Raw genomic sequence first — 19,625 nt, 5'->3', positions numbered from 1 at the left:
CCTTAAGTTGTAATAAATTTTCTCGCTCTCTATCTTATGATTAGAACTTTCAAAATGTTAATATGTACTTTTACTTAAACATAAAAATGGATATTATCTAAACGATAATATCCATTTTAAAATAATTTCCATTTTAATTAAATTATTTTATTTATACAACTTCTAATTCTTCAATACATTCTACTTCTTCATCTAAATCATATTTTTTTATTTCTTTAACTAAAACTATACCAGTTATAATTGCTGATGCAATATCTGCAGTAGGTTGAGCTAACCAAATTCCATTTAACCCTATAAAGTTTGGTAATATCATTATCATTGGTATTAACACAATAACTTGTCTTAGTAATCCCAATAGCATAGACATTTTAGCCTTTCCTATTGATTGGATAAAATTACTTCCTACTATTGATATTCCTACTATAGGCATTGCAAATGCATATTTTCTAAGTCCATTTACAGTTATATTCATAAGCTCTTGATCTTTATTAAATGCTCCTACTAAAAGTTGTGGTGCAATCTGAATAACTAAAGCTCCTATTATAAATACAACAGTTGCTAACATTAGGCTTATTTGTAAAGTTTTCTTGGCTCTATCATATTTTTTGGCTCCATAGTTGAATCCGACTATAGGTTGCATTCCTTGAACAAACCCAAATGCAGGCATTACAAACAACATATTTATAGAACTTATTGTTGCCATTGCCCCTATTGCCAAATCTCCGCCATATACTTTTAATGAAGTGTTGAACATAAGCTGAACCATACTATTAGCTAGCTGCATTGCAAATGGCGACATTCCTATTGCAAATATAGTTTTTATAATTGTTTTATCTAATTTTAAATTTATTTTTTTAAATTCAACATTTGACTTTCCTCTGAGGTAGTATGTTAAACCCCAAATTGTTGAAACAGCTTGAGATATTATAGTCGCAAGTGCTGCACCTTGTATACCCATATTAAACCCAAATATAAAAATTGCATCTAAAACTATATTCATAAAACATCCTGCTGCCATTATAGCCGCTGAAAGTTTTGGATTTCCATCACCTCTTATTAAGTTACTAAACATCATTGACATTATATTGAATGTTGCTCCTATTAAGATTATACCCATATAATCTTTTGCATATCCTATCGTCGATTGACTTGCTCCAAATACCATAAGCATTTTATTTAAAAATATAGTCCCAAATATAGCTATTAGTATACCTATTAAAACTGACAAACTCATTGCATTTCCTACTATTTGTTCAGCTTTGTTTCTATCTCCTTGCCCTAATTTTAATGATACATTAGTTGTAGCTCCAACACCTATTAAAGTTCCAAAAGCAATTATTATAGACATTATTGGCATTGTTACTCCAAGTCCTGTTATAGCCAAAGGCCCAACCCCTGGTATGTTTCCTATAAATACTCTATCTACAACATTATAAAGTGCATTCACCATCATCCCAATAATTGCTGGAACTGAGTATTTAAGTAATAATCGACCTATTGACTCTGTCCCTAATATATTTTTACTATTGTCCATACAAATCCTCCTTTATATGTCTATATGATTACATACTTTTTCAAGTAAATTCTTCAACATAATTTCCTCTTCATCAGTTAAACTTTCACTGATAATTTTATTCCAATCATTAAAAACACTATAAATGTTTGGTTTAATATCATTAGCTTTTTGTGTTAAAAAAATTTTATTAGATCTTTTATCTTCACTATTTTTTACTCTAGTTATAAGATTTTGTTTTTCTAATTTTTTTATAGCTCTAGCAGTCGTTCCTTTATCAATTTTTAAAACTTCTGATATTTCCTCTTGATTTTTCCCATCTTTAACATATAAATCCATTAAATACATAAGTTGACCTGAGCTTAAATCATACTTTGCAACTTCTCTATTTATAAATACTCTAGATTTTCTATATAATTGAGAAATAAACTTACCAACATATTTTTTGTCATCACATTTTTTTTCACACATGTTTTTATCACCTTTCATTAGTTGTATATGCAACTATATTAGTTTATCATATATTAGTTGCATATACAACTAATATTTTTAGTAATCATAATTTGCTTAAACGTAAAAAAGACTTGGATTTTCCAAGTCTTTTTAATTAATATATTTAGTTTGCATTTAAGCTTTTTTTCTTAATCGCTATTAAAAGTAATGCTGCTACAACTGTTCCTATTGCTATTGCAGCTAAGAATAACAGTAAGTTACTTGTTGCTCCTAGCAATCCAACAATTGGACCTCCATGAGGAACATTATCAGTTATTTTAAATACCATTCCCATAGCACCCGCTATTGCACTTCCTACTACTATAGAAGGTATAACACGTTTAGGATCTCCTGATGCAAAAGGTATTGCCCCTTCTGTAATTCCTATAAGTCCCATTAAGAATGCTGATAATCCAGCTCCTCTTTCTTCTTCCGTAAACTTGTCCTTAGCTATAAATGTTGCAAGCCCCATAGCTAATGGTGGAACAGGTATAGCACAAGCCACAGCTCCCATTACTAAAGGGTTTCCTGCTGCTATTGATGCAACTCCAAATAGGAACGCAGTTTTATTAATTGGACCACCCATATCTATTGCAACCATAGCTCCAAGTACTAATCCTAAAACAACGCTTAATGCTGGATTTGCTGCAAGAGATGATAACATTAAGTTTAAACCATCCATAATCCATGAAATTGGTGCTCCTAATACTAATATTAAAGCTGCTGATATAATTGAAACACTTATTATTGGAATAACAAATATAGGCATAACTGCTCTTAAATCTTTTGGCACTTTCCATGTGTTCATCCATTTAACTAAATATCCAGCCATAAATCCAACTATTATTGCACCTATAAATCCTGTACCATTTGAAGTTCCTAATATTGCTCCATCATTTGCAACCATAGCACATATCATAGCTGGTGCTAATGCAGCTCTTCCTGCTATAGACATTGCTATAAATCCAGCAAGTATAGGTATCATTAATGTAAATCCAATTCCGCCTATTGCACTAACTTTGTTCCATATAGAACCTTCTGGTATCACCATTCCAGATGCAGTAGGGTTTCCTCCTATTGCAATAGCCAATGCTATAAATAATCCACCTACAACAACGAATGGTATCATATGTGAAACTCCATTCATAAGTTCTTTTACAGACCCACCTGAAGCAGATTTTTTATCCGACTTATTTTCAACTTTTCCTTCTTGTATTTTTGCAGTAGTAGATAAATTTTCTATAAGAGATTTTGCATTTTTTATAGATTCTTTTATCGGAACCTCTATAACCTTTTTACCTGCAAACCTCTCTTTTCCTTCTATTGCAACATCTGCTGCGATTATTATATAATCACAATTTTTTATATCTTCATCAGTAAGTGAATTTTCTACACCTTGTGATCCTTGAGTTTCAATTTTCATTTCGTGTCCTAATTTTTTACCTACAATTTCAAGCTTTTCAGCTGCCATATAGGTATGAGCTACCCCCACTGGGCATTTAGTAACTCCCAATATTTTCATACTTATCCCTCCATTTCAGATATTATATAGTTGTATAACTTTTCTTTATCACTTTCATTTAGTAATACTTCTACAAAGTCATCATCCATAAGTTTTCTTGCAAACTTTGATATAATTTGAAGGTGAATATTGCCTTCATCTGTAGCAGGCATAACTAAGGCTATTGCAACTTTTACAGGTTCATCATCTAACGACTCCCACTCTATATCATTTTCAAATTTAACTATAGATATAAATGGATTCTTAACTCCTTCAAGTTTTGTATGTGGTATTGCCACATATCCACCAAATCCAGTTGATGATTCTTCTTCTCTCTTTAAAAATCCATTTAATAAATCTTGTGAACATACATCTGAACTATTTACAACTAATTCACTTATAACCTTTAATGCTTCATCTTTGTTGCTTCCATTTACTTTTATACCATCAAATATTAATTCTTTTTTTAATAAATTTTTTATCATTTTTATTTCCTCCTAATACATTAATTCAATTAATTTATTTTTATCTATAGCTTCCATATTTTCTATAGATTCTTCACTATCTATTTGTGCAATTTTCCTATAAAAATTATTAAAAAACTCTGGATTTTGTTCTAATAAACCATTATCAAAAGCAATTAAGAATACATGGTACACTGTTGTGTCTCCCCACTTTACTCCATCTTTTATATACGCTATACATATTGAGCTTTCAATAACATGACTAGCTTTTCCATGTGGAATTGCTATGTTATTTATATTAGTTGTAGATAGTTTTTCTCTATTTATAACACTATCTAAATATTTATCATCTACACTAGAGTTTTTATTAAAAACTTTTACCATTTCTTTTAAAACATCTTCATAGGTTTTAGCATTTTCAATTTCTATAAATGCTCCTTTTTGTAATAATTCTTCAAATAATTTTTTACTTTCACTTCTTTTTATATAAGCTTCGATATTTTCTTTATCTTGGTCTTTAATAAGAGGTGATACGTAAATTACATCTTTATGTTGATTTGGAAGTTTTTCAGTTGATATTATAAAATCATAGCAATTTTTTTTCATCTTTAAAAAAGTTTGAACTGAATATGCTCCAATAATTTCTATATCTTTGTATATATTTTGTATTCTGTTTACTATTAAATCCATTGATACTTGTCCTAAATGGCAAACAATTAATACTCTAATCTTATCTTTATTGCTCTTTGCTCTCTCTATCGCTGTTTGAAAATGTAGTGATAAATATATAAGCTCATTATCTAAAAAGCGATATTTATAATCTTCATTTATTACATCTGCTGTTATAGTAGACATTTCAAATGCAAATGGGTATAACTTTTTTATATCACTTACCCTATAAATTTCACTTAATACAGAATATCCACCTCTACTTATAGTCGAATATAAATGTATGGATAATCCTTTTTTTAATTGTTCATCCATAAATAAGTCAATTGACAATTCATTTTTAATTCTGTCTAAAATCCTATTTATAGTCGGTTTTAGTTTTTCTATCTTCTCGCTTTTGTTTAGTGAGTTATTTTTTTTCAATACTGAAAATAAATAACATAGATAGTACTTATCGCCTTCCCTTAAAGATAGCTCAAATCTTTTATTTATATCGCTAACTATTTCAGAATACTTATTGAAGTTTGGTAAATCTTTTATTAGTCTAGTGAAAGATTTATTTTCTTTATGAAGATTTTCTTCTCTTATATCTTTCAATAAATATAATAAATATACAAATAATTGTTTTATAGATTCATCTGTAAATGTAAATATATTGATTTCTTTTATATAATCTATAACCAATATACAGATATCGATTTCCCGAACTTCAAAATAATCCCTCATATTAAAATGCAAGTTATCAAACATATTTACTTCTTCGAAAAAATCTATTCCTTTCATATAAGGAATCACTAACTTTACAAATAAAGACATCCTATCTAATTTTGAAGATGAATACCTTATCCCATAATGCCTAATAGATTGAATATCATCCTTATACTCTTTTAATATTGATACCAATTGTTTTTCTATTAATGATTTACTAACAAATAATTTATCTGCTATTTCTTGTATTGTTATAAAATCTCTTTCTAATAATATTGTCATCAATATTTGATTTTGAATTGGAAACTCTATAAGAGACTGGGCTTCTTTTAGAAAAACTATAAAATTTTCTTTATTTATAATCTTTATTTTATTATTTTCTTGTATTACTAACTGTGTATCATAATTTATCAATATTTCATTAATTAATATTATTTCATTTTTTACTGTTGCTGTAGTTATTTTAAACTTTTTAGCAACTTGCTTTAGTGAAATATAATGATACTCATTTAAGTAATTTAATATTAAACTTTGGCGTTTACTAATTTTCATCTTTAGGTTTCATCCTCCAGACTCTCTATTATGATTTAATTTTATCCTATGTTCTTTTTTTGTAAAACATACAATAATTTACCCTTTTAAAAATTTCGTGTGTTTATATCAATTTTCTACATTTTTCTTAATTGTTAAATTTGTATTTATATTATAAATCAAAAAAGAAGCTATATTCAGCTTCTTTTTTATTATCTTTAAAATAAATTTATAATTTTTCTCTAAATGTTTATTACCATTACTTTTTCGCCATTTATATCAAACTCTCCATTAAATTCAAATCCAATTTTTTTATATAAAGAAATAGCTCCTATATTATTATCATATACGCTTAAATAAATTTTATTGTATCCATATTCATCTTTTAACCTATTTAGTAAAAATCTTACTCCTGATTCTCCATATCCCTTGCCTTGATTTTCGTGAGAAATTAAAAATCTGTCTAGCCAAACCCTACCTCTCTCACCTTCATTTTTAAATAAGCCATACATAGCAAATCCTATAGCTTTATCTCCATCGTATATTCCTACTGGTCTCCATAACGAAAATTCCTTTGACTCTTTTAAACAAACTTCTACGCTCTCAATATATCCAAGTTGTTCTTTCCCTACTTTTAAACTAGTTATTTCTTGATAATTTTTTTCATTAATTTCTTTTATGTTCAAATTCATTTTTATCACTCCCTAATACTATTTTAAATAATTGCAAATAAAAAGTACATTGATAAATATCAATGTACTTTATTATCTCTATGATGTAAATAAAATATATATCTATCCTATATATTCTAATATTTCACCTACATTTTTATCTGCCTTAACTTTGTTGTATGCCTTTTCTATAATACCATTTTCATCTATGATGTAAGTTGTTCTAATAACTCCAAACCCAAGTTTCCCATATAATTTCTTTTCTTGCCATACATCGTAAGCTTTTATTGCATCAAGATCAGGATCTGATAAAAGTATAAATGGTAATTCATTTTTTTGTGCAAATCTTTCATGTGATTTTACACTATCCTTACTTATACCTATTACTACCATATCTTTTGATTTAAAACTCTCAAAATTATCTCTAAATGAACATGCTTGCTTAGTACACCCTGGAGTACTATCCTTAGGGTAGAAATATAATACTACTTTTTTATTTTTAAAATCTGATAAACTTACTAAGTTTCCATCTTTATCTTGTAGTCTGAAATCTGGTGCTTTAACTCCTGCTTCTAACATATTCTTTTTCCTCCGATATATATTTATTAAATATATACCTAATATGTTTTGTTATTAAACTTTTACTTACTATATTTTTTTAGGCTACATTTAAAATGATTTAATTAAATATTTTGTTGCGGTATATGATTTGTTATATATGGAATTACTTCATCTGGAGATATGTTTAAAGCAATTGCAAGTTCTTCGTTTAAAAGTCTTTCTGCTTCTTTCATAACATTATCATCTACTTGATGTGGTTTTTTTCCAATAGATTTTACTTTTTCATTATTGCAATATATATTTCTTATTAGTTTTATAAGTTCTTCACATTTACCGCTTTTCAGCATTGCATTAAACTCTTTATTTCTTGTTTTATCATCGTCGATCCATGAAACATCCATATTAGCCATATCATTTAGTAGTGAAGTTGCACTGCTTTTAGATATAGTCTTTCTCATTGGAATATTTTTATTATCCACAGGGGCTTTTATTATTATATTTTCAGCATAAACTGGACTTAATACATAATATCTTCTGTCTTCTCCATTTATAAACTTTTCATTAGTTATGTCTATAACTTTACATGCTCCTGTCATACCGTACATTACACAATCGTCAATCTTAAACATTAAGATTTCACCATCCTTAAAATAATAAAAAAGCTACCTACTTTTAGGTTGGCTTTTTTGACCCATAATAGAAATTATATTTATACATATATTTTAAAATACAATTTCATATTCATTATATAAAAAAAGTAGTTTTGACAACAGGACTTACGTCATCAAAACTACTCGTTGTATTATTATTTTACCACATTTTAAGCTTTTCATGTAAGTAAAAACTTTTTTTTATATAAAACTATATAGAATTCATAATACATTCTTCTACTTTATCAAATCCAACTCTGTCTATAAGCTTGGCAAATCTCTCACCTTCATTTGCATTTTCTTTAAAGTAATTAACAATTGTATCTATAACTTTTAATATATCTTCTTCTTTAAATTTCTTTCTTAATGGCTTTCCTAAACTAGCTTCTCTACCCATTCTTCCACCTATAAATACTAATATATCTATTTTTTTGCTATCACTCTCTACTGCATGTGCTGGGCAAAAACTAATGCATTTCCCACAATTGCTACATTTATCCTCTATTATTGAATACTTACCATCCTTGTACTCAAATGCTTTATCAGGACATACCTTTAAACATACTTTACATTCAATACACTTCCTATTGTCTATCCTAACCCCTGTTAATGGTAATATACTCAAATCATTAGATTGAGCCTTGCCATAGCTATTTTTACAGCCTAATACTGCTATTTTAAATTTGGCAGGTAGCTCTCTTCCAAAAAACTCATTATGTACTTCTTTTGATATTTTTTGAGTATCTATAAGACCGTTAGAGCAGACACTTCCTTTGCAAGATAAAATTGCTCTTACAGTCTTACCTCCTCCACCTACTATTAATCCATTTTCTTGTATTATGTTTATAACTTTTTCTATATCATCATACTTTATATACGGTATTTCCACAGTTAACCTGCTAGTTAAATTCAATTCTTTGTTTCCATATTGCTCTGCAACTTTAGATAATATGCTAAATTCTTTCGAAGTAAATACTCCTGATTTACCTATTACTCTTATAGCAAAGTAACCATCTTGTTTTTGAGGAACTATTCCTTTAGACTTTAATTCATTTTTTTCTTGTAATGATAATATTGGTTCCATGTATTTACCTCCTAATATGACTTTAATTAATATATAATTTCATACTTGATAAATTATATCATTACATTTGCTCATTCATTAATTGAAATTGTTTATAGTAATTATACTTTTTTTTAATAGTAAAAAAGTCTCAATAATAATAATTGCCTTATTATCATTGAGACTCTTTTTCAGTTCAATTAATTTTCTTATTTAATTTTATACCATATAACACCTATAAAAGTTTTTATAATTTGGATTAAAGTTACTGCTCCAAATATGGCACTCATATAATAAAATGCTCTTATTTCTTCAGATGAATACATTAATACAAATATAGCAAATGCAATTACAAATAAAACCATAGTAATACTCATTGTAGTTACTATTTTTTTAAGCATATTCTTTTTTTTGAAATACATTACTAATACAATAATCATTAATATAAACAAAGCTAATATAGATACATATTTTATAGTTTGAATAGGATATTCTTGCTCCCAAATATAGTTTTTATGTACTACATGTCTTAACATTCCCATTTTAGCATGGGTAAAGTAATTTACTAAATATGCACCAACTAACATCAGTGCTTCTACTATAGTTACTAAAACATAAAAAATTTTCTTTGCTGTTCCCATAAATATCAACTTCCTTGTCTAAAATCTAAGATAAGCACTGCAATCTATGCAGTGCTTATCCTTATTATAATATATTTTATATAATTTTATATAATTTATTTTTTTGCAGCTTTATCTGTTGGTAGTTTATCTACTGTAGTGTATTGACAATCCCCGCTATTAGGATCTCCTACTTGTACTGGAAGATTTCCATGCATTTGCCACTCATTCCATCCACCATCATAAACAGTCATTCCTTCCCATCCTGCATCGTAAGCAATTAACCAAGGAACTGAAGCTCTCCATCCTGTACCACAATAGAATGAAAGTTCATTATCTTTTTTGATATCAGAATCTGACCATAATTTTTGCATTTCATCAGCGCTTATAACTGTTCCATCTTTGTGTAAGTAATCTTGCATATTGTAAGGATCACTTCCTGCATGACCCCAAACAGCACCTTTAGGTTCTCCAGCTCTATCTATATAAGTGTATCCACTTGTTTTCCCATCAAACTCTTCTTTACTTCTTATACTAACTAAACGGAAATTAGAATCGTCTTTTAATTTCTTTTTAACTTCATCTATAGACATCCAATATTCTGGGTGTGAAGGTACTTTAGCTCCAAAGTCTTTTGCTGGAGTAGCCTTTTCTACTTTAGTTTCAGTCTTGTATCCAGCTTTTTCCCAAGCATCAATTCCTCCGTCTAATACTTTAACATTTTCAACTCCTGCCCAAAGATATGCATATGCAACTCTACTTACTGCAGAAATATCATTTCCATATAATATAATAGTTTTATCTTTTGTAACTCCTAAATCTAACATTCCTTTTTCAACTACTTTAGGATCTGATATATTCCAAATTGGTTCAGATTCAACACTTGAAGTATCTACATGTATTGCCCCTGGAATATGTCCTTTTGTATAAGTTGGACTATCTTTGTAAGTTCCCCAAGAAACTTCTAAAATCTCATAATTTTTAGATTCTGGTTGATTACCATCTATCACACTTTGTACCCACTGAGGAGATACAAAGACTTTTTTTGCATCTACTTGTTCAGCTTTTACATCTGATTTTGCCTTCGCTGACTCTTGTGATTCATTCGAAGATTTACTACATCCTACTGCCATTGTTGCTACCATTGTGATTCCAACCAATGCACTAATTAATTTTCTTTTCATACATCTTCCTCCGTTATGATTTTCATTGTCTTAAAATAATTTTTCTTTCGGATGATTTCAATATTTATTTTGGCTTTTCCCAATAAAAATAATTCTAAAAATTTTAAATTTATTAAAATTTTCTCCAACATTCTACCATATACACTATAAATCGCCAATCTTTATAGAAAAAATCTATATATCATCTCAATGGTATTTATATTTTCTATATTCGTTGTGCATTTTTATATTAAATCAAAATGTGACAATAGTTGTGAACTTCGAATATTATAAACTAGATAATATTTTTTTATCTAACTTATAACTCTATAGGAGAGTGTAATTTTCATGATTGATGAAAAGATAATGATTATAGATATTCCATTCAATATATTAGATCATCCTTTTTGGTGTGGGTTCAAAATTCTTTACTCCCCCATATCCCAAAAGGCTCAAACTAAAGAATGGATAGATCCAAGAGTAGATGTGTTTATGGATTATACAGCTAAAAGTCTCATAAATCAAACTAATCAAAATTTCAAATGTATATTAAGACATACACCTGGAACAAAAGAGATAATAGATAATTCTCTTTCTAGATATCCAAAGTTACCTGACAATATAATTTTTACAGATGATGCCGATAACCTAATAAAAGAAATTATTAGTCCATATAAATACGTGTTTCATATAAGAATTGATAGTGATAACATGTTTAGCCCTGACTATATAGATCAATTATATAAAATTGAAAACTATAAAAACTTACAATGTATTTTATCTCAAAAGGGATATATGTATGATGCTAATAGAGATATTTTAGCAAATATGGATCATCCTTCTCCATCTTTTTATGCTTTTATTTATACAGTAGAAAACTTTCTTTTAGGTTTAAGATACCCTGTAAAAGATGATCATTGGGGTGCGATAAGCTATATTCATGAAGTAATTCCTACTCCAAGTTATATGATTATCATTCATAAACTTAATGTTAGTAATGATTTTCAAGTTATTTTAGAATATCCATTTATAAAAACTTGGCTTGCTAGCGAAGAAGAAAAAGAAAAAGCTTTAAAGTTTTTCAAAATAAAGTAACCATTTTATAAATAAATCTAGCTCGCCGAATCTATAAATAGCTATAGATATAACATACGAGCTAGATTTTACTTAATTAATTTCATAAATTTGTATATTATTTATAAAGATCATGCACTCTTAGCCTCAATTACATGATCAGTTTTTTGTTTATATAAATAAATCATAGACGAAACTAAGTATGTCGCGACTATAGAAACTATAGAGGATGACAATATCGATATTTTACATATATTAACGAGTTCTCCATTACCCACAAAAGCTATTTCAGACACGAATATAGACATTGTAAAACCTATTCCCGCTAGTAACGAAACAGGTATTATATCTGCCCATTCTATGCCTTCTGGCTTTTCTGTTATATTAAGTTTAGTTCCTAGCCAAGTGAATAACATTATACCAAGTGGCTTTCCAACTACTAACCCCATTACTACTCCTGTTATTAATGTATTAGTTGAATTAAAGTCTATATCTATGTTTAAATTTATAGCTGTATTTGCTAAAGCAAATAAAGGTAATATAACTAAGTTACATAAAGGAGCTAACTTATGTTCTAACCTATACATCATAGGTTGTTTTGAGGCTATTATTTTTTTAGATGGTATAGCTATAGCAATTAGTACCCCACTTATAGTCGCATGTATGCCACTATAGTAAATAAATATCCATAAAACCATACCTATCATCATGTATGGAGTAACTTTATCTATGTTTCTTCTATTCATTAAAATTAATACCCCAAATGTTATAACTGAAAGTATTAAAAAACCTATGTCTATATCTGAAGAATACAATACTCCTATTACTAAAATAGATATCAAGTCATCAACAACAGCTAAAGATAATAAAAATATCTTTAATGCTGGATTTAATTTGTTTTTTAATATCATAAATATACCTATTGCAAAGGCTATGTCAGTTGATATAGGCACTCCTACGCCAATAGAATAATTTGTATTAGAATTAAATATTAAAAATATAATTGCTGGAACCAGAACTCCACCAATAGCACCTATTATAGGAAATGAAGCCTTTTTAAAACTAGATAAATTCCCATTTAATATCTCATTTTTAATTTCAAGTCCTACAAATAAGAAAAATATTGCCATTAAAAAATCATTTATTATCATATGAATATTAAAGTCTCCTAATAGGGGAATTTTACTTAATAAATGATGGTATACTTCTCCTTGTTGACTATTTGCTATTAATAAAGAAACTATTGTTGAAACTATAAGTAATACGCCTGGTAAACACCTCTGAGCTAATTATATTCTTAAACCTACTTTTCATACATTTCAAATTTCCTTTCTTTTAAAATTATAAGTTCTACTGTACTGAGAAATTTTACTCTATATCCTTAATAGGTGTCAATTCGTTTTATTTTAAAATTATTTTACAGATGAATTATTCACTTTATTTATTAAAATTCATACAGACGCATTCGAAATATAATAAGAAAAGTACAAATATATTGCATTTTCTAGAGAACATTTTATAAATAAAATTTTTTTTAGTTCACTCACGTATCGTATGAACAACTTGGTTTTTATTAAAACATATGATATTATTTTGAAAATGTTCATATGTGAAGGAGCGAAAATAGAAGAATGAAAAAAAATAAAAAAGAAATTATATCACTAATTTTTTCTAAAACTTTAATTTTTATATTTGTAGTTTTATTAGTGAGTTTGTTTAAAAGTATATTCAAGCCAGAAAATTCCCTTATAGGGGTTACGACAGTTGTACTTATGCTTGTACTATTGCAAACGGATTTAACACTAAATCCAATTAAAAATCTATTGAACTTAATAGTTCTTAATTTAGCATTTGGATTATCTGCTTTTTTAGTTTCTCAAAATGTATTATTAGGATTAATACTTAACTTTTCAATAATGTTATTTATAGGTTATTATTTTAGTTATGAATTAAAAAAACCCGTTAATATGATGGTAGGCTTACACTATATGTTAATGATAGTTTCCCCTATATCAATATCTCAATTACCTCTAAGACTTTTATCTCTGGTTGCTGGAGCATTTATGATAATGGGTGTTCAATTATTAGCTAATAAAAATAAACTAACTAAATCAAGAAATTCTATGTTCAACAAAATAGTAGATGATTTATTGATTAAAATTGATTTATTAAGATCACAAAGTGATACTAAAAATATAGATACATCTTTATCTTTAAATATAGCTAATCTTAAATCGTTAATATTTGAGAGTGGGAAAAGTGAATCTCATTTTACAGAATGTGGAGTAAACACATTGAATATATTATCTTGTCTAGAGAAAATAAATTATATACTAAGTAATGTAGAAAACAAAAGTTATTCTTCACAAATTCTAGACGATATATTTACTGTAGTAAATGATATAAAAAATGATAAATTTGATGTTAATATAACCGACTTAGAGTGTAAGTATAGTGAACTTAATTTATGCTTACTAGATATTGTAGATATCGAAGTTGTTTATGATTTCATTGATGTAGTTAAAACTTTAAATGTAGAGTTAAAAATATATAAAAATACGATTAATAATCAAAAAAATGTACAAAATGAACTTTCTATACCTCAAGAGTTCAAAGAACTGCACGTTCAGAAAAATCTTATGAACCTCAAGTCTCCTCGATTTGCTTATGGTATACGATTAGGTTTAGTTGTTTCATTGACATTCTTTATTGTTAAATTCTTCAATATAGAATATGGCGAATGGGCAGTTTACACAGTTTTTGCATTATCACAACCACATTCTGAGTACACTATTCGCAAGTCAAAAAAGAGGATAATAGGTACTATAATGGGCTCAATTGTGATGGCTATTTTATTTAATATAGTTACCGACCCTGGCTTAAGGACTGTAATGCTAGTACTAGCTGGATACCTAATGTCGTATGTATCTGATTATAGAAATTTAGTTGCATTTGTTACAGTATCAGCTGTAGCTTCAGCTGCATTATACGTTCCAAATCCTAACTTTATAATAATCAATAGAATAGTATTTGTTGTTATAGGTATTGCTATATCTTTATTAGCCAATAAATTCGTATTTAGTCGTAAACTCTTAGATGAGGAAAATAACTTAAACAACATTCAAAGAGATTCTTCTAGAAAAATGCTTGGAGAAGTTCTTCTTAATGAGGGTAATAAAAGTACAAGTGTTATAGGAATATTATATTTAATCCCAGATTTAATAGATTTAAGAATAAGTTACTTAAATCAAAATGGTTTAAATATGGATAAATCATTTATAAATAAAAACAAAGTTTTAATGAATGATTTATACCAAATATATTTACTAGAAAAAGATGATCAAGTATTTAATAAAATACTATTTAATGTAGAATCTATATTAATTAATTCTAGTAATCTAGATATCATGGAATCACGAATACAGGAAGCTACCAAGTCTACATCTAACATAAAAGAAAAGATTTTATTTATAAAAATATCTAGAATATTAAATATAATAAATGACATGAATTACAGCGAATCAAATCAATCTACTTTATATAACTATCTAACTGCTTTTAATTAATAAAAAGGCTACAATTTCATAGAATTGTAGCCTTTTTTATTTATAAATATTTATTATAATCTATCTAAACCTTGTTTTAAATCTGCTATTATATCTTCTGCATCTTCAAGACCAACAGATATTCTTATTAATCCTTCAGATATTCCAGCTTCAGCTCTTTCTTCTTGAGTATATGGAGAGTGAGTCATTGAAGCAGGATGTTGTATTAATGTTTCACAATCACCTAAACTAACTGCAAGAGTACATAACTCTAAAGAGTTTAGTAATTTTTTACCACCTTCAAGTCCGCCTTTAACTTCAAATGCTATCATACCTCCTGGCATGTCCATTTGTTTTTTAGCTAATTCATATTGTGGGAAACTTTCTAATCCTGGGTAGCTAACTGTTTCTACATTTGGATGAGATTCTAAGAATTTAGCAACTTCTATAGCATTCTTAGTATGTCTATCCATTCTTATTTGTAAAGTTTTCATACCTCTTAATATTAAGTAAGCATCAAATGGAGATAAAACAGAACCTGTCATATCCTTAACTCCGAATAATCTTACTTGAGTTATAAAGTCTTTTTTCCCAACAACGAAACCTGCTATAACATCTCCGTGTCCATTTAAGTACTTAGTAGCAGAGTGTACAACAACGTCAGCTCCTAATTCAATTGGTCTTTGTAAGTATGGAGTACAGAAAGTGTTATCAACAAATACCATACAACCTTCTACTTCATGAGCTATTTTAGATATAGCTTCTATATCAACTAATTTTAAGTCTGGGTTAGCTGGAGTTTCTAAGTAAACAACTTTAGTGTTTTCTTTCATAGCTCCTTTTACTTCATCTAAGTTAGTTGCATCTACAAAAGTAACTTCTACTCCGTATCTGCTTATTCCATGGTTTAACATTGCATAAGTGCAACCATATAAAGTTTTACTTGCAACTATATGATCTCCTGCTTTTAATGCAGTCCATAATGCTGAAGTTATAGCACCTATTCCTGAACCTGTTGACATACAAGCTTCTCCATTTTCTAATAGTGCCATTTTTTCTTCTAGTTGCGCATTTGTTGGGTTCCCAAGTCTTGAATATATAAATCCATCTTCTTCTAATGCAAATCTTCTACCACCTTGTTCAGCACTATCAAATACGAAAGTTGATGTTTGATATATAGGTGTAGTTAAAGCCCCTGATACTGGATCCTTTTTATGACCTCCGTGTATAGCTTTTGTTGCGAATTTTTTATTCTTTAAGTTTTCCATTTTGAGTTCCCCCTTTAAATTTATTTACGCTATTATATATGAGCAACTCTCATGCCAAACTTTTTTATTTTCGAATAAAAATATTTATTTAATTTTAAAAACGCAAAAACATTGAAAATACGCTATTTTTCGAAACGTTTACACAAAGTTGGAATTTATATTTTCAAAGATAATTTTTTAATGTAAACCTTTATTTACAAATCATTATACTTACTGTAAATATTTATTTACATATGTAAAGCTTTATTTACAAATCATCTTCCTTTATATTATATTTTTTAATTTTATTCATAACTGCAGTGTGAGATATCCCTAGTATTTTTGCACTTGATCTATAACTTTTATTTGAATCATATACTTTCATAATTATTTCTTTTTCATATCTTTCCATTTCTTCTTTTAATGAGTTAAATTCTACCTCTTCATCTTCTTCTATAAAACTATCAGTAATATCTTCATCTTTATATATAGAGTCTATAACAATATGTTGAGTAGTTAAAATATCTCCATTGCATAAATTCATAGCTCTCTCAATTAAATTTTGAAGTTCTCTTACATTCCCTGGCCAATCATAACTCATTAATTCATCTATAAATTCTTTCTTAAAACCCCTTATATCTTTATTTAACTTCTTATTAAGTTTATTTATAAAAAATTGAACTAGTATAGGTATATCATCTAGTCGTTCTTTTAAATTTGGTATCTTAATAGGAATTACATTTAATCTATAATACAAATCTTCTCTAAAGCTTCCCTCTTTTATCATTTTTTCAAGATTTTTATGAGTAGCAGCTATTACTCTAACATCAACAGCTTCTTCTTTACTACTTCCTATTTTTCTTATTTTTCCTTCTTGTAAAACTCTAAGCAGTTTAGCTTGAAGAATCATTGATAATTCTCCTATTTCATCTAAAAATATAGTTCCTTTATTAGCTTCTTTAAATAAACCTTCTTTACCACTTTGCATTGCTCCTGTAAAACTTCCTTTTTCATATCCAAATAGCTCACTTTCTAATAAACTATCTGGCAGTGCAGCACAGTTAATAGCTACAAATCTTTCGTCTTTTCTATCACTTAAGTTGTGAATAGCATTTGCAAAAAGCTCTTTACCTGTACCACTGTCACCCCTTAATAAAACAGTAGAATTACTTTTAGCTATTGTTGTAGTTACTTTTTTTACTTTGCCCATACTTTTGCTATTTCCAATTATATCTTTAAACGGTCCATCATTATTCTTATTTATTACTTTAACCAGTTGTTTCGCTTTATTAACATCTTTAATAGAAATAACTGCTCCTACAGTTTCATCATAGTCATTAGTTATTCTTCTACCTGTAGTAATATAACTACTTGTAGTATCTCCATGCTTCAAACTAGATTTTATATTATCATACTCTATTCCCTTATTAACTAAATCCGCAATTATATCATCATTGCCTACAATTTCTCTAATGTCTCTACCTACTACTTCTGCTTTTTTATAATTGAATAATTCTTGGCAGTAATTATTGAATATATTAATTTTAAAGTCCTTATCAATAGATATAATTCCTTCATCTACTGAGTTAATAACTGCGAGAAGTTGTCTCTCATTTTTTTCGTAAGATAAAAGTTCTACTTCATTTACTGATATTACATCTGCTATGCTACAAATAGCTTCTTTTAATATTTCTTTAGTTTTTGCATCGATATCATTTATCTTTATACAAACCTTTGTAGGAAAAACTTCCATAGATACTAAATCTATATTTTTATTGTAAAGCTTGTACAAAATCTCGGTTGTAATTCCAAATCTATCTTTTGTATTTACTTCAAACCTAACCATACAAACGTCTCCCTTTTATATTAAAACCAACTAATTTGAGTTTTTTCATATTTATTTTTATAATCATTTATAATATCTTTCATTTTATATAAAAGATTATATTTTTCACACTCTTCTTTGAAAACATTACATAGATGCTCATAATTCCTAGCTCCATTTTCATAAGATTCCCCGTAAATTTTTTCGTACTTTTTATCTAAATCCTCACCTGGAAATATCTTTCTTAATTGTTCAAAATAGTATTCTCTTTGATTTTGTCTTAACGTTACTCCTAATCCATAAGTGAATACAAATTTAGCTCCCGATTCATAAGCCTTTTTAATAATATTTTTTATATTATCTTCATTATCATTAATAAAAGGTAATATCGGCATTAATAAAACACCTGCATATATTCCATTATCTGAAAGTTTCTTCAAAGCTTCAAATCTTTTAGATGTTGGGCAGACATTACTTTCTACCTTTTTACATAGATTATCATCGTATGTAGTTATAGTTATCTTTATAATCGTAGGTGAATGACTTTGTATTCTTTTTAATATATCTATATCTCTAGTTATTAAATCACTTTTAGTAGCAATTGATATCCCAAATCTATTTTCATCTACTGCTTTTAAAGCTTCTCTTGTTAACATAAATTTTTCTTCAAATGGATTGTATGGATCACTCATAGCACCTGTACCTACAACCCCTTTTGTTTTCTTTGACTTAAGTTCCTTTTTTATTGTTTCAGTTGAATTTTCTTTAATTCTAACTCTATCAAACTCTATTATTTGATAGCAGTTGCTTCTTGAATCACAGTATATGCAACCATGGCAACAACCTTTATATATATTCATCCCATAATTAATACCAAACCAATTTGGGTTTTCTTTATATCCAGATATAATAGTCTTTGCAGGTATAAACTCCATCGATACCTCAACCCTTTCCATATTAGCTTTTTGCTTAATACGGTTTTACCATATATAATTTTTAAAATCAACAAAAAACTCATATCCAATGGACATGAGTTTTATTTAATGTATATTTATATTGTTTTATCAGTTTTAACTATATTTGTAATTAATAAACTTAAAAGTATCAAAATTATACTTACAATCCAAGTCTTTAATCTGAAGTTATTAAATAATAAGTTAACACCAGCAATTGTAATTAAAGCATAGCTAATAGATATTAATATTCCATTTTTAGATTTTTTACTCGATAAAATCATTCTTATACTTAATGTACACATTCTTATCCCTATAAATGCCATAAGTACGCCTACAATATCTTGAATTATATAATAATAATGAAACTCCATA

Annotated in this window: 17 protein-coding genes and 1 pseudogene; 2 read left to right on the top strand and 16 right to left on the bottom strand. The window is 27.7% G+C overall.

The window, feature by feature from the left end; genetic code table 11:
* Nucleotides 1-151 precede the first annotated feature (151 nt).
* From KXZ80_RS02210 to KXZ80_RS02160, 11 genes are all read right to left on the bottom strand, one after another.
* Nucleotides 152-1,534 carry an MATE family efflux transporter gene (locus KXZ80_RS02210; protein ID WP_021434022.1) on the bottom strand — a complete coding sequence of 461 codons (1,383 nt, stop codon included), beginning with the start codon at nt 1,532-1,534 and terminating at the stop codon, nt 152-154.
* 12 nt (nt 1,535-1,546) lie between these two features.
* Nucleotides 1,547-1,984 carry a MarR family winged helix-turn-helix transcriptional regulator gene (locus KXZ80_RS02205; RefSeq protein ID WP_021434023.1) on the bottom strand — a complete coding sequence of 146 codons (438 nt, stop codon included), beginning with the start codon at nt 1,982-1,984 and terminating at the stop codon, nt 1,547-1,549.
* Between the two features lie 145 nt (nt 1,985-2,129).
* Complete coding sequence (locus KXZ80_RS02200) at nt 2,130-3,527, bottom strand: PTS fructose transporter subunit IIC (RefSeq protein ID WP_021434024.1); 1,398 nt, start codon at nt 3,525-3,527, stop codon at nt 2,130-2,132.
* A gap of 2 nt (nt 3,528-3,529) precedes the next feature.
* Nucleotides 3,530-3,991, bottom strand: coding sequence for a PTS sugar transporter subunit IIA (locus tag KXZ80_RS02195; RefSeq protein ID WP_021434025.1), 462 nt, complete (start codon nt 3,989-3,991; stop codon nt 3,530-3,532).
* 12 nt (nt 3,992-4,003) lie between these two features.
* A complete protein-coding gene (locus KXZ80_RS02190; RefSeq protein ID WP_021434026.1) occupies nt 4,004-5,899 on the bottom strand; it encodes a BglG family transcription antiterminator in 1,896 nt (631 codons plus the stop codon).
* Between the two features lie 221 nt (nt 5,900-6,120).
* Nucleotides 6,121-6,570 (bottom strand): GNAT family N-acetyltransferase, encoded by a 450-nt coding sequence (locus KXZ80_RS02185; RefSeq protein WP_021434027.1) that lies wholly within the window; start codon nt 6,568-6,570, stop codon nt 6,121-6,123.
* 102 nt (nt 6,571-6,672) lie between these two features.
* Nucleotides 6,673-7,128, bottom strand: coding sequence for a thioredoxin-dependent thiol peroxidase (bcp, locus tag KXZ80_RS02180; RefSeq protein WP_021434028.1), 456 nt, complete (start codon nt 7,126-7,128; stop codon nt 6,673-6,675).
* Between the two features lie 104 nt (nt 7,129-7,232).
* Nucleotides 7,233-7,739, bottom strand: coding sequence for a CarD family transcriptional regulator (locus KXZ80_RS02175; protein WP_021434029.1), 507 nt, complete (start codon nt 7,737-7,739; stop codon nt 7,233-7,235).
* Nucleotides 7,740-7,971: 232 nt separating this feature from the next.
* Nucleotides 7,972-8,844: a 4Fe-4S dicluster domain-containing protein gene (locus tag KXZ80_RS02170; protein WP_021434030.1), complete on the bottom strand. Its 873-nt coding sequence runs from the start codon at nt 8,842-8,844 to the stop codon at nt 7,972-7,974.
* A 188-nt stretch (nt 8,845-9,032) separates the two neighbouring features.
* Nucleotides 9,033-9,464, bottom strand: a complete 432-nt coding sequence (locus KXZ80_RS02165; RefSeq protein ID WP_021434031.1) for a hypothetical protein — start codon at nt 9,462-9,464, stop codon at nt 9,033-9,035.
* Nucleotides 9,465-9,559: 95 nt separating this feature from the next.
* A complete protein-coding gene (locus KXZ80_RS02160) occupies nt 9,560-10,627 on the bottom strand; it encodes a sulfurtransferase (protein ID WP_021434032.1) in 1,068 nt (355 codons plus the stop codon).
* A 327-nt stretch (nt 10,628-10,954) separates the two neighbouring features.
* Between KXZ80_RS02160 and KXZ80_RS02155 the strand changes: the two genes are divergently transcribed.
* Nucleotides 10,955-11,701, top strand: coding sequence for a glycosyltransferase family A protein (locus KXZ80_RS02155; protein WP_021434033.1), 747 nt, complete (start codon nt 10,955-10,957; stop codon nt 11,699-11,701).
* A 110-nt stretch (nt 11,702-11,811) separates the two neighbouring features.
* Here KXZ80_RS02155 and nhaA read toward each other — a convergent pair.
* Nucleotides 11,812-12,942: pseudogene (gene nhaA / locus KXZ80_RS02150) on the bottom strand (Na+/H+ antiporter NhaA); the annotation flags it as partial.
* A gap of 369 nt (nt 12,943-13,311) precedes the next feature.
* Here nhaA and KXZ80_RS02145 point away from each other — a divergent pair.
* A complete protein-coding gene (locus KXZ80_RS02145) occupies nt 13,312-15,246 on the top strand; it encodes an FUSC family protein (protein WP_021434035.1) in 1,935 nt (644 codons plus the stop codon).
* Nucleotides 15,247-15,299: 53 nt separating this feature from the next.
* On the opposite strand, the gene megL is transcribed toward KXZ80_RS02145, so the two are convergent.
* The 4 genes from megL to KXZ80_RS02125 form a co-directional block, all read right to left on the bottom strand.
* Nucleotides 15,300-16,493 (bottom strand): methionine gamma-lyase, encoded by a 1,194-nt coding sequence (gene megL / locus KXZ80_RS02140; protein WP_021434036.1) that lies wholly within the window; start codon nt 16,491-16,493, stop codon nt 15,300-15,302.
* A gap of 247 nt (nt 16,494-16,740) precedes the next feature.
* The gene (locus tag KXZ80_RS02135; RefSeq protein WP_021434037.1) at nt 16,741-18,318 is read right to left on the bottom strand and encodes a sigma 54-interacting transcriptional regulator; all 1,578 of its coding nucleotides are present in this window, start codon (nt 18,316-18,318) and stop codon (nt 16,741-16,743) included.
* Nucleotides 18,319-18,338: 20 nt separating this feature from the next.
* Entirely contained in the window at nt 18,339-19,232 is an 894-nt protein-coding gene (locus KXZ80_RS02130) for an SPL family radical SAM protein (protein ID WP_021434038.1), read from the bottom strand.
* A gap of 116 nt (nt 19,233-19,348) precedes the next feature.
* Entirely contained in the window at nt 19,349-19,624 is a 276-nt protein-coding gene (locus KXZ80_RS02125) for a hypothetical protein (protein WP_021434039.1), read from the bottom strand.
* Nucleotide 19,625: the final 1 nt, after the last annotated feature.

Source organism: Paraclostridium bifermentans, from assembly GCF_019916025.1.
GTDB classification, from domain to species: Bacteria; Bacillota; Clostridia; order Peptostreptococcales; family Peptostreptococcaceae; genus Paraclostridium; species Paraclostridium bifermentans.
The sequence above is the reverse complement of the archived record's forward strand: the minus strand, read 5'-3'. Positions and strand labels throughout refer to the sequence as shown.

What these genes read in the sequence shown, in the direction of transcription:
- KXZ80_RS02195 (WP_021434025.1), bottom strand. Translation starts at nt 3,991, where the DNA reads ATGATAAAAAATTTATTAAAAAAAGAATTAATATTTGATGGTATAAAA.
- bcp (WP_021434028.1), bottom strand. Translation starts at nt 7,128, where the DNA reads ATGTTAGAAGCAGGAGTTAAAGCACCAGATTTCAGACTACAAGATAAA.
- KXZ80_RS02130 (WP_021434038.1), bottom strand. Translation starts at nt 19,232, where the DNA reads ATGGAGTTTATACCTGCAAAGACTATTATATCTGGATATAAAGAAAAC.
- KXZ80_RS02210 (WP_021434022.1), bottom strand. Translation starts at nt 1,534, where the DNA reads ATGGACAATAGTAAAAATATATTAGGGACAGAGTCAATAGGTCGATTA.
- KXZ80_RS02155 (WP_021434033.1), top strand. Translation starts at nt 10,955, where the DNA reads ATGATTGATGAAAAGATAATGATTATAGATATTCCATTCAATATATTA.
- KXZ80_RS02170 (WP_021434030.1), bottom strand. Translation starts at nt 8,844, where the DNA reads ATGGAACCAATATTATCATTACAAGAAAAAAATGAATTAAAGTCTAAA.
- KXZ80_RS02190 (WP_021434026.1), bottom strand. Translation starts at nt 5,899, where the DNA reads ATGAAAATTAGTAAACGCCAAAGTTTAATATTAAATTACTTAAATGAG.
- KXZ80_RS02135 (WP_021434037.1), bottom strand. Translation starts at nt 18,318, where the DNA reads ATGGTTAGGTTTGAAGTAAATACAAAAGATAGATTTGGAATTACAACC.
- KXZ80_RS02125 (WP_021434039.1), bottom strand. Translation starts at nt 19,624, where the DNA reads ATGGAGTTTCATTATTATTATATAATTCAAGATATTGTAGGCGTACTT.
- KXZ80_RS02200 (WP_021434024.1), bottom strand. Translation starts at nt 3,527, where the DNA reads ATGAAAATATTGGGAGTTACTAAATGCCCAGTGGGGGTAGCTCATACC.
- KXZ80_RS02165 (WP_021434031.1), bottom strand. Translation starts at nt 9,464, where the DNA reads ATGGGAACAGCAAAGAAAATTTTTTATGTTTTAGTAACTATAGTAGAA.
- KXZ80_RS02160 (WP_021434032.1), bottom strand. Translation starts at nt 10,627, where the DNA reads ATGAAAAGAAAATTAATTAGTGCATTGGTTGGAATCACAATGGTAGCA.
- megL (WP_021434036.1), bottom strand. Translation starts at nt 16,493, where the DNA reads ATGGAAAACTTAAAGAATAAAAAATTCGCAACAAAAGCTATACACGGA.
- KXZ80_RS02205 (WP_021434023.1), bottom strand. Translation starts at nt 1,984, where the DNA reads ATGTGTGAAAAAAAATGTGATGACAAAAAATATGTTGGTAAGTTTATT.
- KXZ80_RS02145 (WP_021434035.1), top strand. Translation starts at nt 13,312, where the DNA reads ATGAAAAAAAATAAAAAAGAAATTATATCACTAATTTTTTCTAAAACT.
- KXZ80_RS02185 (WP_021434027.1), bottom strand. Translation starts at nt 6,570, where the DNA reads ATGAATTTGAACATAAAAGAAATTAATGAAAAAAATTATCAAGAAATA.
- KXZ80_RS02175 (WP_021434029.1), bottom strand. Translation starts at nt 7,739, where the DNA reads ATGTTTAAGATTGACGATTGTGTAATGTACGGTATGACAGGAGCATGT.